Below are 13,024 nucleotides of genomic sequence, written 5' to 3' on the forward strand. Positions count from 1 at the left end.
TTAGGCCTGTTCCATCGAAGACTTGGCAGGGGTGTAGGCACCTTCGGCCACCAGGACCTTGTGATGCTCACCTTCGATACGTGCGATCTGATCGACCGGCACCATGTAGCCCTGGTCGTCACGTGCAGCGTGAGCGACGAAGACCGCGATGGTTGCTACCAGGCTCGCACCTACCAGCCACCAGATGTGCCAGATGAAGGCGAAGCCGAAGACGGTCAGCAGCAGACCCATCCACATACCGGTTGCAGTGTTGTTCGGCATGTGAATTTCCGAGTACTTGGCAGGCACCTTGTACGCGGTACCGTTGCGCTTGGCCTCGGTGAAAGCGTCGATATCGTCGGCTTTCGGCAGTTCAGCGAAGTTGTAGAACGGCGGTGGCGAAGAGGTCGACCATTCCAGGGTATGGCCATTCCATGGGTCGCCAGTCAGGTCGCGGTTCTTGTTACGGTCACGGATACTGACGAACAGCTGGATCAGTTGCGAAGCGATACCGGCAGCGATCAGGAAGGCACCGACCAGAGCAACGTTCAGGTAGATGTTCCACTCAGGCATGTCGGTCGCGTTCAGACGACGGGTCATACCCAGGAAGCCCAGCGCGTACAGCGGCATGAAGGCCACGAAGAAGCCGGTGATCCAGAACCAGAACGCAGCCTTGCCCCAGCCTTCGTGCAGCTTGAAGCCGAACGCTTTCGGGAACCAGAAGGCGAAGCCGGCGATGTAGCCGAATACCGCACCACCGATGATCACGTTGTGGAAGTGAGCGATCACGAACAGGCTGTTGTGCAGCACGAAGTCAGCGCCCGGGATGGCCAGCAGAACGCCGGTCATACCACCGATCGAGAAGGTGACCATGAAGCCCAGGGTCCACATGATCGGCGCGGTGAAGCGCAGACGGCCCTGGTAGATGGTGAACAGCCAGTTGAACAGCTTCACACCCGTCGGAATGGCAATCAGCATGGTCGCCAGACCGAAGAAGGCGTTGACGCTCGCGCCTGCACCCATGGTGAAGAAGTGGTGCAGCCAGACCACGAAGCCCAGTACGCAGATACCACCGGACGCGAAGATCATCGACTTGTGGCCGAACAGACGCTTGCCGGAGAAAGTCGAAACCACTTCCGAGAACACGCCGAACGCCGGCAGTACCAGGATGTATACCTCAGGGTGACCCCAGGCCCAGAACAGGTTCACGTACATCATTGGGTTGCCGCCCAGTTCGTTCGTGAAAATGTGGAAGTCCAGGTAGCGGTCGAGGGTCAGCAGCGCCAGGCAGGCGGTCAGGATCGGGAACGAAGCCACGATCAGGACGTTGGCGAAGGTGCAGGTCCAGGTGAAGATCGGCATGTCCATCAGTTTCATGCCAGGCGTACGCATTTTCAGCACGGTGACCAGGAAGTTCACGCCCGTCAATGTCGTACCTAGACCTGAAAGCTGCAAGGCCCAGATGTAGTAGTCGACACCCACGCCAGGACTGTATTGCAGGCCCGACAGCGGCGGATAGGCTACCCAACCGGTCTTGGCGAACTCACCAACACCCAGGGAGATGTTGATCAGCAGCATGCCGGCAACCAGCAGCCAGAAGCTCAGGGAGTTCAGGAATGGGAAGGCAACGTCACGCGCACCGATCTGCAGCGGCAGGACGATGTTCATCAGGCCGGTGAAGAAAGGCATCGCCATGAAGATGATCATGATCACACCGTGAGCGGTGAAGATCTGGTCATAGTGCTCTGGCGGCAGGAAGCCTTCGGCGCCGTTCTGCGCCATGGCCAGCTGGGTACGCATCATGATGGCGTCGGCGAAGCCGCGCAGCAGCATGACCATGGCCACGATGATGTACATCACACCGATTTTCTTGTGGTCGACGGTCGTCAACCACTCGGTGTACAGGTAGCTCCACTTCTTGAAGTAGGTGATCGCGCCGACCACGGCCAGACCGCCCAGAGCGATCATGGCAAGGGTCACCATGACTATCGGCTCGTGGAACGGAATCGCTTCCAGACTTAATTTGCCTAACATTGTTTACTCCTCTGCCCCAGCAGCTGAATTCTTGCTGTTTTGCGCGCCATCGGTACCGGTGACTTGCTTCTCACGGATGCTCTGCTTGCTCGGCCCGTGGTTCATGCCCTCGTACTTGTCGATGATGATCTGGAACAGATCAGGGGTGACCGAGGAATAGAGCTCTACGGGGTGACGCTCGCTAGGTTTGAGCAACGCAGCGTATTCAGCCGAGTCAAGGTGTTTAGGTGAGTTCTTGACCTCGGCGATCCAGGCCTCGTAATCAGCCTGGCTGGTCGCGATAGCCTTGAACTTCATGCCGGTGAAGCCCGCACCACTGTAGTTGGCGGAGATACCGTTGAACTCGTGATTCTCGTTGGCGATCAGGTGCATCTTGGTGTGCATGCCCGCCATCGCGTAAATCTGGCCGCCCAGACCCGGGATGAAGAACGAGTTCATCACGCTGTCGGAAGTGACCTGGAAATTGATCGGGGTATTGGCCGGGAAGACGATCTTGTTGACCGTGGCAATGCCCTGCTCCGGATAGATGAACAGCCATTTCCAGTCCAGGGATACCGCCTGGATGGTGACCGGCTTGACGTCGGAATCCAGCGGACGGTAAGGATCCAGGCGGTGGGTCGAAACGTAGGTGAAGTAGCCCAGGAAGATCAGCAGGATGATCGGGACGCCCCACACCGCGACTTCGATCTTGGTGGAGTGCGACCAGTCAGGCGTGTATTTGGCAGCCGTGTTGGACGCGCGATATTTCCACGCAAAGATGATGGTCATGAAAATGACCGGGATCACCACGATCAGCATCAGCAGGGTGGCGATAACGATCAGGTTGCGTTGCTCGATACCCACCTGCCCTTTCGGATCGAGCAGCGGAAAGCCATCACAACCACTGAGCAGAAGCATGCTGAACAGGGCCAAGTAGCCAAAAAACCTGGGGTACCTATTTTTACTCATCTCACGACCTCTAAAAGCAGCTTTCGCGGTGCTGTTGGGTTTCGACCGCCAACACTTCACCCTGCCAGTGCCGGCATGTTTTTTTGAATTGAACAAGGGCCTGCCAGAACGCGGTAGCGAAACGACAAATCCGGTTTTTGCTTGGATTCATATCCTGAACGACTGGAAATCGCCTGCCAGCAGGACGAATGCGGCCGTTCCAAGCGCCAGAGGCCAGCGTTGCGCGGCCTGTTCAGGGTACAGAGCGGCACTCCAGGGCCTCGAAAATCAGCTCATCGTCCAGTCAGGCTAGACGAAAACTGCGGCGATTGTAGATATGTAAGTTTTTATTGACTATGCCTTATTTTGTAACAGTTAATCTCAGATTTGGAAACAATTGCAAATTTTTGTTGTCCAGATCACGAAAAAGTGCCTCGTTACGACGAGGCACTTTGCGGCTAAAGCCCTTGCAAACCTTGGGGCTTACGCCGGTTACGAATGATCCCCAGGGGAACCAGCATAGCGGTGAGCACGAATGCTACCAGAGCCCACTGCGCCAGCGACAGTCCCAGAACCGGCGGGTAAGGGGTGGAGCAGAAGCCGCTGACCTGAAATCCTAGGGGAAACATCGAAGCCAGGGGCAGGCCGTCGACGATCGGCTGCAACTCGTCAATGCCGCAGCTGACCGCCGGATTGGCCAGTACCCAGACATGCCGCCCCGCCGCCACGATGCCGCCGATGGCGCTGAGCACCACCAGCCCTTCGAACAGCGTGGTGCTGCGCCGCCCCGGCATCGCCGCGCCGATGAAGGCGAACAAGGCGATGAACAACAGGGCATAGCGTTGCAGGATGCACAGCGGGCACGGTGCCTCGCCCAGCACGATCTGCATGTACAGGGCGCCGCCGATCAACGACAGGCAGATGATTCCCAGCAAGACCAGAAAGCGCTTCTCGCGCCGCAGGTACAACGTGTTGTCGCTCATTCACTTACCTTTCGAATGGGGGCGGTGATTCGCCGGCCGGGATGATCGGGGCCTGGCGCGTCGGGCTCAAGGGCCGCACCGCCATACGGAGCCTTTGGCCACCCGGGCGGTCGAATCGGGGTGGCGAGGCATCCTGCTGCCGGTTATTGAACGCCTTCCTTATATATAGAAGGATGCGTCTATTTGTCGCACGCTGGTTTTCACGTCGTGCAAACGACGCCAGGTCCTGACACACGCCTTGGCGAACGCTGCGAACTGCGCGCTTATGTCGCATGCCCGCTACGCTCCAGGAGCCTGCGCCGGATTGTCGCACGCGCTTCTATATATAGAAGGATGCGACCATTTGCCACAGAGCGGCATCCGAAGGTTTGACGTCAATAAAGTCCAACTGCCACTATTGCGCTTCGCGTACCGTCGACCCCGTGCCTGGCACGGCAATGCATGAAACCGTGAAGCGGCTCCCAGCCCGGGCTCCCACTCGGAGCTATCCTTGGCACAACCCTGAAGATAATCGTTCATTGGTGTCATCAGGCTGGATACGCGGTCGATGCTTTTCATTTGCCAGAAGGTTCCTATGTCCACCACGAACGCCCGGGCAGACTCCCTATCGCTGTTGCTGTTCACCCTGCGCAGCGGCAAGCTGATGGCGATCAATCTGCTTAAGGTCAGCGAAATCATTCCCTGCCCTCCCCTCACCCACCTGCCGGAATCGCACCCGCACGTAAAAGGCGTGGCGACCCTGCGTGGCGCTTCGCTGTCGGTCATCGACCTGAGCCGCGCCATCGGCGAGCGCCCGCTGGCCGACCCGGATGCCGGCTGCCTGATCGTCACCGATGTAAGCCGCAGCAAGCAGGGCCTGCATGTCCAGGCGGTGAGCAAGATCGTGCACTGCCTGACCACCGACATTCGTCCGCCGCCCTATGGTTCCAGCAACCGTTCGTTCATCACCGGCGTGACCCAGGTCGATGGCACGCTGGTGCAGGTACTGGACATCGAGAAGATCATCCACGGTATCGCCCCGGCGCAGATCGAGGTCAAGCCAGAGACGCTGAGCAACGACGAACTGGAACTGCTGCGCACCACCCAGATCCTGGTGGTGGACGACAGCCAGGTGGCCCTGCAGCAGTCGATCCTGACCTTGCGCCAGGTCGGCATGGAATGCCGCACCGCGCGCAGCGCCCGGGAGGCGCTGGATGTGCTGATGGAACTCAAGGGCACCCCGGAAGAAATCAACCTGCTGGTCTCGGACATCGAGATGTCCGAAATGGACGGCTACGCCCTGACCCGTACCCTGCGTGAAACGCCGGACTTCCAGGATCTCTACATCCTGCTGCACACCTCGCTGGACAGCGCGATGAACAGCGAAAAGGCCAGCAGCGCGGGTGCCGATGCGGTACTGACCAAGTTCTCCTCGCCGGAACTGACCCGCTGTCTGGTCGAGGCTGCCCGTACCATCAACGCCCGTTAGCCGGACACCGCCAGGCACCTGCCACTGGTCTTACGCCCGTGGCCTTGTGTAGCCTGGCGGGCAACTGTCCATGCTTCCCCGGAGATGCGTTCATGAAACCCGCCTTGCTCCTGCTTGCCAGCCTGGCCCTGGGTATCACTCAGGTCCAAGCGTCCACCCCACAGTCCTGGAAGCAGCTCGACAAGACCGCCCAGGCGGCATGCCTGAAAGCCAGCCAGCTCAAGGATGTGAAGACCATCGGCAACAGCGCGCGTTTTGCCGATACGGTGGGGTATGACGCCCTGCTGCTCGAAGGGCGCTACCCGCAGAAGCACATGAACAACCGCCGGGGCACGGAGCTGTGCCTCTTCCACCGGCAAAGCGGTCAGGCCAGCGTTACCGAGTGGGACAGCATCGAGCGACGCTGAAAACGCCTGGCATGCTCCTTGCTTCCGTCAGGGGCAAAACACAACGCTGGCGGAAACGGTTCCGCTGCATCATTGATCGGCGGATGACCCTGAAGCGATGAATACCCGGTTCTCCTGCGTGGGCTGTGGCAACTGCTGCACGGACCATCATGTCCCCCTGACCCTCGACGAAGCGGCCCAGTGGGCGGCAGACGGCGGCGCCTTGATCGTGCTGACCGAGGCTTTCCTGGATAACGGCTACGGCCTGCCGCAGGAGCAATGGCTGCATGCCACCCGGCGCTCGATCAAGGTCGGCAGCGGTACGGCACAGGCGCACGTGGCGATCACCTTCGCCGCCTACAACGTCGGGCCTTGCCGGAATCTTGACGCGCAGAAGCTGTGCCGCATCTACGAACGCCGTCCTTTGGTGTGCCGCATCTACCCGATGGAGATCAACCCACACATTCCGCTGCGGCCACAGGCCAAAGACTGTCCCCCGCATGCCTGGGAGCAGGGGCCGGAACTGATCGTCGGCAATCAACTGGCCGACCCGCAGCTGCAAGCGCTGATCGAAGCCTCGCGACAGGCCGATCGTGATGACATCGCCCGCAAGCAAGCGATCTGCCAATACCTGGGCATCAACACCACGGCACTCAAAGGCAACGGCTTCGTCGCCTATCTGCCAGACATGGCCGCCTTTCGCGAAGCGGTCGAACAGGCGCCTCATGAAACCACCCACGCGCAGTGGCAGTTCCATGTCACCGGCGAAGAGGTGCTCGACACCCTGCGCCAGGCCGGCGCGCGTCTCGCTGACCCGGCAGCACCCTCCTATCTGTTCATTCCGCTGGCGGCGTGAATCACTTGTAGAACAGGTCGATCATCACTTCCGCCGCAAAGGGCCCCGCGATCGGCCGGGTGCTCTGCCAGACCAGTTCCGCGTTGAACTCGGTGGTCTGGGTCGGTACATCTCCCAGCAGATCAGCCAGATGAAACAGCTGGTTGTAGCCCAGAGGCCGGGCGTCGGCGGCGCGCACCAGACGAATGCCCAACGAAGCGTTGTTCGCCGGAATCAGCAGGTTATCCACCACCTGACCCGTTAATGGGCGAAACCGCGCGTCCAGGCTGAACGGTGAATCGCAACTGCGCTGGGTCTGCAAGGTGAACGGGCGGCGCTCGAAGACCTTGCCGACCACCACCTGGCGAATCGGCAGGGCACCGAACTCCAGGACTTCCGGAAAGACCTGCAATTGGGCGTCGCAGGCCACGAATCGCAGGCCCGTGAGGTTATCCAGCACGTAGCTCAGGCTGCCAGGCCTACCGGCCGGCGCGCTGCTTTCGCCATTGAGTTCGAAGATCCGATAATCGGGCACATCCACGGGCACGCCTGAAGACGGCACCGCGCCGAACTTCTGGATGAACAGCGAAAAGCCCAGGTTGAAGCGCACCCGTGGGCAGGCGCCGATGTTCGAATCGCCCTCATGGCAAACCGGTATCTGCTGGCCGGTGGCGATACGCCCGGAGAAATGATCGCCCCCGTTCAGGTTCACCCCCATGCGGATGCCCTGGCCGATCTCCAGGCGGTCCGGGTTGATGTGCAGAAACACGTCCTGCGCCACGGCCTGCTGCCCTTCCCGGGCACATTCGACCATCAGGCTGTAGCGCTCGGAGCGCCACACCACCTCGCCATCGGCCAGGGTCTCCGGAATGGCCACGCGACTGCCCAGGTCGCCGCGCACCTGGGTGTCGCTGGTGCCTTGCAGCGTGCAGAGCATGGCCAGGGCATGGGCGGGATTGAACAACAACATCAGCAGCACGGCACGCAGCGGCCTGCGGGAAAACAGGAAACCGATCATCAGCAGTCTTCCATGAAAGAGGGAGAATTCGACAGGCGCGGCCTGGCAGGCACCTGTTCGGTCAAACGTACGCAATAGCTGCGCTGGCCGCCGTAGTCGGTGAGCGACCTGAACGACAGGCGACGCGTCGCCGGCCCACTGGCAGTCCATTCGGCGGTCTGGCCTGGCGCCAGCAACCGATGAGCCTGCAGCAATTGGCTGCCAGCCTTCAGGTCGAGCAAGACCACGTGGAAGGCCGTCGGGTTATCCACTCGCAGGCGCCTGGGACCGTCCCCGGCCTGGCGCCACGACCAGCGCAGCCCGGTGACCGCCGCGGCCGGATCGCCCGGCAAGCCGGGCGGGCGATAGAACAGGTTGATGCGCTGGCGCACGGCAATGCTCAGCTGCTGTGCGGCCTCCCCCCGTCGAGGAACCTCGAGCACGTACAAGTGCAATAACGACTCACGCCCTGTCGGCATGCCTTGGCCGTGGTACAGCACGCGCAACAGTTGCCGACCATGGGCCGGCAGGCGGACCAAGGCCGGAGTCACCACGAATGGCAAGGCCGGCTGCGGGTCGGCGCCGCCGGGGGCCTGATCGTCAGTGGCAGGCGTCAGCCAGGCCTGTACCAAGGCTTCGCGATTCGCCGCATTGTGCAGCTCGAGGCTTGCCTCGCGGCCGACCAGAATCAGCCGCGTACCACCCAACGAAAGCGCGGCCTGCACCTCGCAGACCATCACCAGCAGCAGCCACGGCCAGTGTCGGCGGGCCGTCATTGGCACACCACCTTGAGCCGGTCATAGGCCCGCCCCGCCTCACGTGGAGGTAGCTGGAAGGGTGCGCTGCAACGCTGCTCCGACCAACGCAGCGTCAGGCGGCCACTGTCCTGCTCGACCAGCACCAGGGCCTGGCTGGTCGGGTCGACGCTGGCCAACACCTTGCCCTGCCCGTCCTCCACGCTGGCGCCCAGGGGCAATGGCGAACCATCCGCGCGCAGCAGCTCGAACTGCACCCGCCGCCCGACCGAGGCCTGGAAACGCACCACCGGCATGGCACCGCGACGCGGCACCAGTTGGGCAATGGCGTTATCCAGCTCGACATCGGCGCCCAGTTGCCGGGTGTCGAGGCTGACCCAGTTGGTGCGATAAGGCTGGGCGTAAGGCAATACCGCGTAGCCATTGGCCGCGGTCTCCACTTGCCGGGATGACGCCAGGCTGGCGCCGCGCACGCCGGGGACCTCGACCAGCGCAAAGGTCTCGCCCAGGGTCTGGCCGAAGTTGATACCACCGCCGTGCACCACCACCGAGCCGGCGGCTCCCAGCGCCAGGCTCTGGTAATCGCGGCCCTGGCTGTAGCCTGCCTCGAAGCGCCCGAAACGGGCCAGGGTGCTGAGCTTGCCCGAACCGAAACTGCCCGAGCGACTGTCGTGACCGCCCTGGACCGAATAAAAGCTGTCCCGGTCATCCAGCACCTGGCCATTCAGGCCGGCCTGCAAGTTGGATTCCCCACGGCTGTCACGCACCGCGTTCAGCGACAGACGTGAGGCACGGGCGGTGTCGCTCAGCGGCAGGGTCAGGCTCAACGCGACGCGGTTATCGGTCAGCGCTTCACCCAACCGGCTCCACGACTGGTTGCGCTCCAGCGACAGGCTGTAGCTCAGTGTGCGCCAGGACGAATTCCAGGCCAGGTACAGCTGCCGGGTCTTGCCTGGCAGGTTCCAGTAGCGTTGCTCCGAAGCGGTCAGGCTCAGGCTGGCGGCGATATCAGGCAATGCCTGGGTCAGGTTGAGTTCCAGCCGTTCACGGGCACGGCCGGTCGGGATGACGGCAGTGCGACTGTCCAGCTCCTCGACATGCTGGCTCAGGCTGCGGTACTGCTCGGTGGAATAGCGATAACCCGCAACCGCCAGGGTGGTGCGGGTGATGTCCAGGGTATTGGCGTAGCGCAGGCGCAGGCTCTGGCCGCTGCGCTGGCGACCCTGCAGACGGCTGCTGGAACGGGTCAGGTCGGCAGACAGCGCGCCCAGCGCGGTGCCGAACCCGGCGCCGAGGTTGGCCGCCTGGTAGTCCTCGGCCCACTGCACGCCGCCATAACCGGTCAGCGCCTCCCCCAGCCCGTAGATCCACGCACCCGCCAGGTAATTCGGCGCCGCCGTCCCGGCATAGTCGTCGACCTGCCCGGCATTGAGGCTGTAGCGCCAGGTGCCGGCCGGCACCATGACCGGCAGCGAGGCATAGGCCTGGATGAAACGCCGTTGCTGGCCATCGGCCTCGATCACCGTGACCTCCAGGTCACCATTGGAACCACTGGGGTAGATGTCGGTGATCTCGAACGGGCCGGGCGAGACGTTGCCGCTGAACAGCAGGAAGCCGTTCTGGCGCACTTCCACCGTGGCGTTGCTCTGCGCAACACCACGCACCACCGGGGCGTACAAGCGTTCGCTGTCCGGCAGCATGGCATCGTCGGAGACCAGCGCCGCGCCGCGAAAGCGCACGCTGTCGAAGATCTGCCCGTCACTGAAGGTTTCGCCGAGGGTGAGCTGGCTCTTAAGCGCGGTGATATCGCGCTGCGCGAAGGTGCGATTGCTGCGAAAGCGGTACGGCTGCGCGTCGCCCTGGGTCAGTGACGACTCGTTGCGCAGGCGCCACGCCCCGAGGTTCACGCCATTGCGCAAGCCCAGGTAGTGCTGCTCGCCGGTCTGCCCGCGAGCGCGGCGGCGTGTGGCGTTGTAGCTGTAGTTGACGAAGCCGGCGGCCGCGCCTTCATCCCACAGTTGCGGTGACACGTAGCCCCGCGCACTGCGTGCCATCAGCGCCTGCGGCACGCTGATGTTCAGCCGCAACGAGCCGGGCTGGTAGTCGACCCGGGCAAACTCGACCTGCCCCGCCAGGTCATAACAGGCCTGGCCCGATGCGTCGTCAGCCGGCAACTTTTGTACATCCAGGCCAAGCTCGCGGAGCACTTCCAGGCTCAGGCAAGGCTCGACCTGCCCGCTGCGCGGGTTGCGCAGGAAGTCGACGTCGCGGCGCCCGCTCAGCGCCCGATTGACCAGAATGTCGACCCGGTAGGTGCCCGGTAATACCGTACTGGAACGCAGGAATTCCTCCAGGTCCGGTGGCTGGCTGCTGCCCTGGATGAAAGCGGTGTTGAAACGTGGCGCCCGCGCAGGGCTCTGATCCTGCGCGGGGTCGGCCAGGGCACTGAACGAAACGCTCAGCCCCAGGCCCATTCCGACGCGCAACGAACGGCGCTTGACGGACAGCCTGGCCAGCGACCTGGCCAGGCGTCTGCCCGGCCAACGCAACAGCCGGGCGTGGGTTCCCTTATTGTTCTGTGTGAGCCATTCCATTAGCTGTGTTCACTCTATTCGGGTAGCGGGTGCCTCGCGGCATCCTTGCCCCGCTGCATGAAAATTCGATCGGTCTGTGGGTGCGGCCTAGCCGCAATACCGTTCGATTGGACCGGGTAGGAGCGGCTTCAGCCGCGAAGCGACCGCCTGTTCACAGCAGATGCAGTGAATTTCCTGACGCTTTCGCGGCTAAAGCCGCTCCTACCGGGCCTGAAGCCGCTTCTACGGGTCCTCACCCTTAGGTATTGAGCTGGGCGCGCCTCAGGGGACCTTGCCGGCCTGCGCCAGGGCATCCCCCTGCAACCTGGCCGCATAGGGCTCCTGCCCGCCAAAGTCGTTGATGGCGATGAAACTCAAGTCCAGCGCAGCCGATCCGCTGCGTGGTTGCAACGACACCTGCCAGCGCTGCTGCGGCGCGATCATCCGGCTCTCATGCCTGGCCAGCTCCCGCTCTGCCTGGCGAACCACGATGCCCAGCATCGACACGTGATAAGGCCCGGGGTTGAACACTTCCAGGCGATCCCCCTGCAACAGCCGCCACTGCAACTGGCCCGCCGCCCGCGCCGGATCACCGGACAGCTCCCGAGGGCGGAAGAACAGCTTGATGCGCTGGCGCACAGCGATCTGCAGGGTGTTTTCCCGCGCGACCTGGGGAATTTCCTGAACGTTGATCCAGAACACCGACTCGCGGTCGGCGGGCAGCCCTCGCCCGGCATGAATGATCCGCACCAGTTGCTTGCCATCTCCGCCCAGGCGCGCCAACGCGGGGGTCATGATGAACGGCAAGTCCGCGAGCGCGCCCTGCGGCGCTTCGGCAGCAAGGCCATAGGGCTCCAGCCAGGACTGCAAGAGGATTTCCCCGCTGCCATTGTTGTAAACCCCGAAGCTGACCTCGCGGTCTGCGGCCGGGTAGATCACACGGGTGGTATTGATCACGATGCCTGCCTGCGCCGTGCAAATGCCGAGCAGGCACACCACGCACAGCGCATGGCGAATGAAGGAAAAGAACATGCTGGCTAACGCCTCGGCTGGGAAAGCAGCAGGGCGAAGTGCTTCGCCCTGCCGTCGGCATCACTCGTAATCCATCACGAACGGCATGAAGCCATCGGCGTTGCCTGGGTTGGTCGCCGTACCGTTGAGCACATAGACCGCACCGAAATCCAGCTGGGCCGTGGCGCCCCCCGTGCCATCCTTGATCAGCGGCTTGTCGATGGTTTCACTGCCCGACAGGTCCATCAGGACGTTCGAGGCATTGATCAGGCCGATGCCCACGCCATCGGCGGCGCCAGTGGTGCGCAGCAGGCTCTGGTCGTTGTTGTCCAGGCCGCTGCCGTTACGGGCGGCGAAGCGCATCTTCACGGTGTTGTACTGCGCCGCTCCGGCACTGCAGTTGACCAGCAGTTGAATGGGCGTTGCGGTCTGCAGCTTGCTTTCGCTCGACAGGCCGATGTCCGCGAACGAAACATTGCCCAGGTCGACGTTGATTTCACCAGGGTTGCTGCCCGGGCTGACGCCGCTGCCGGCGCCCACGTCGCAAGTCATGTTGGTGAGGGTGCCATTGAAGATCAGCTTGCCGTTGTTGGCGGCGTGGGCAGTACCCATCAGGCCCATTGCCAGGGTGCCCAGTACGGTCATAGTCAGAGACAGTTTTTTCATGCTAACAACGTTCCTTGTGTTATTCCGGATTGCCCCTAGAGGACGGCGAGCACTATAGGCTCGGCTCGACTTACCCGCTGTCAGGCCATTACGCACACAAGGAAAGAACATTCCCTACAAGCTGAAATCCGTTTCTGTAAGAAAAAACGCAACCTGTTTGCAAGCGCCATAAACCGACGCTCACACCGGAAGTGTCCGACATAAGCTTCAAGCCAGGCTTTCATGTGTCGATGGACAGCGACTCAAGAAACCCACGCCTGTGCCGAACTTTCTGGGTGAAGAAAAACGTCAGAATGCCTGTCGCGACTTTTCTGACAATCCTGACAGCCAGGCGTCAGTCTGCTGACCCGGTCGGCAGGCTATAAGAAGACAGCTTCCTGCCACCCGCCCACCGCCATCCCGACGCCCAT

The 13,024-nt window shown here is 62.2% G+C and carries 11 protein-coding genes; 3 read left to right on the forward strand and 8 right to left on the reverse strand.

Going from position 1 to position 13,024, the window contains the following annotated elements; translation table 11 throughout:
• The 3 genes from cyoB to QZ497_RS03845 all read right to left on the reverse strand — a co-directional run bounded on the left by cyoB (position 1) and on the right by QZ497_RS03845 (position 3,923).
• Positions 1-2,013, reverse strand: coding sequence for a cytochrome o ubiquinol oxidase subunit I (gene cyoB, locus QZ497_RS03835; RefSeq protein WP_295471219.1), 2,013 nt, complete (start codon positions 2,011-2,013; stop codon positions 1-3).
• Between the two features lie 3 nt (positions 2,014-2,016).
• Complete coding sequence (cyoA, locus tag QZ497_RS03840) at positions 2,017-2,961, reverse strand: ubiquinol oxidase subunit II (RefSeq protein ID WP_295471222.1); 945 nt, start codon at positions 2,959-2,961, stop codon at positions 2,017-2,019.
• A 437-nt stretch (positions 2,962-3,398) separates the two neighbouring features.
• Positions 3,399-3,923 carry a disulfide bond formation protein B gene (locus QZ497_RS03845; RefSeq protein ID WP_295471224.1) on the reverse strand — a complete coding sequence of 175 codons (525 nt, stop codon included), beginning with the start codon at positions 3,921-3,923 and terminating at the stop codon, positions 3,399-3,401.
• A gap of 574 nt (positions 3,924-4,497) precedes the next feature.
• On the opposite strand from QZ497_RS03845, the gene QZ497_RS03850 reads away from it, so the two are divergent.
• The 3 genes from QZ497_RS03850 to QZ497_RS03860 all read left to right on the forward strand — a co-directional run bounded on the left by QZ497_RS03850 (position 4,498) and on the right by QZ497_RS03860 (position 6,633).
• The gene (locus QZ497_RS03850) at positions 4,498-5,391 is read left to right on the forward strand and encodes a chemotaxis protein (protein ID WP_295471225.1); all 894 of its coding nucleotides are present in this window, start codon (positions 4,498-4,500) and stop codon (positions 5,389-5,391) included.
• Between the two features lie 92 nt (positions 5,392-5,483).
• Positions 5,484-5,798, forward strand: coding sequence for a hypothetical protein (locus QZ497_RS03855; protein WP_295471227.1), 315 nt, complete (start codon positions 5,484-5,486; stop codon positions 5,796-5,798).
• A gap of 97 nt (positions 5,799-5,895) precedes the next feature.
• Positions 5,896-6,633 carry a YkgJ family cysteine cluster protein gene (locus QZ497_RS03860; protein ID WP_295471228.1) on the forward strand — a complete coding sequence of 246 codons (738 nt, stop codon included), beginning with the start codon at positions 5,896-5,898 and terminating at the stop codon, positions 6,631-6,633.
• A gap of 1 nt (position 6,634) precedes the next feature.
• On the opposite strand, the gene QZ497_RS03865 is transcribed toward QZ497_RS03860, so the two are convergent.
• The 5 genes from QZ497_RS03865 to QZ497_RS03885 all read right to left on the reverse strand — a co-directional run bounded on the left by QZ497_RS03865 (position 6,635) and on the right by QZ497_RS03885 (position 12,614).
• A complete protein-coding gene (locus QZ497_RS03865; RefSeq protein ID WP_295471573.1) occupies positions 6,635-7,627 on the reverse strand; it encodes a fimbrial protein in 993 nt (330 codons plus the stop codon).
• Between the two features lie 2 nt (positions 7,628-7,629).
• Positions 7,630-8,385 carry a molecular chaperone gene (locus QZ497_RS03870; RefSeq protein ID WP_295471229.1) on the reverse strand — a complete coding sequence of 252 codons (756 nt, stop codon included), beginning with the start codon at positions 8,383-8,385 and terminating at the stop codon, positions 7,630-7,632.
• On the reverse strand, positions 8,382-10,838 hold the full coding sequence (locus tag QZ497_RS03875; protein ID WP_295471575.1) for a fimbria/pilus outer membrane usher protein: 2,457 nt from the start codon (positions 10,836-10,838) through the stop codon (positions 8,382-8,384). Before QZ497_RS03875 ends, QZ497_RS03870 begins: the two co-directional genes overlap by 4 nt.
• A 381-nt stretch (positions 10,839-11,219) precedes the next feature.
• Entirely contained in the window at positions 11,220-11,969 is a 750-nt protein-coding gene (locus QZ497_RS03880) for a molecular chaperone (RefSeq protein ID WP_295471230.1), read from the reverse strand.
• A gap of 60 nt (positions 11,970-12,029) precedes the next feature.
• Positions 12,030-12,614, reverse strand: a complete 585-nt coding sequence (locus QZ497_RS03885; protein ID WP_295471231.1) for a fimbrial protein — start codon at positions 12,612-12,614, stop codon at positions 12,030-12,032.
• Between the last annotated feature and the right edge of the window lie 410 nt (positions 12,615-13,024).

It is taken from the genome of uncultured Pseudomonas sp., assembly GCF_913777995.1.
Taxonomy (GTDB): domain Bacteria; phylum Pseudomonadota; class Gammaproteobacteria; order Pseudomonadales; family Pseudomonadaceae; genus Aquipseudomonas.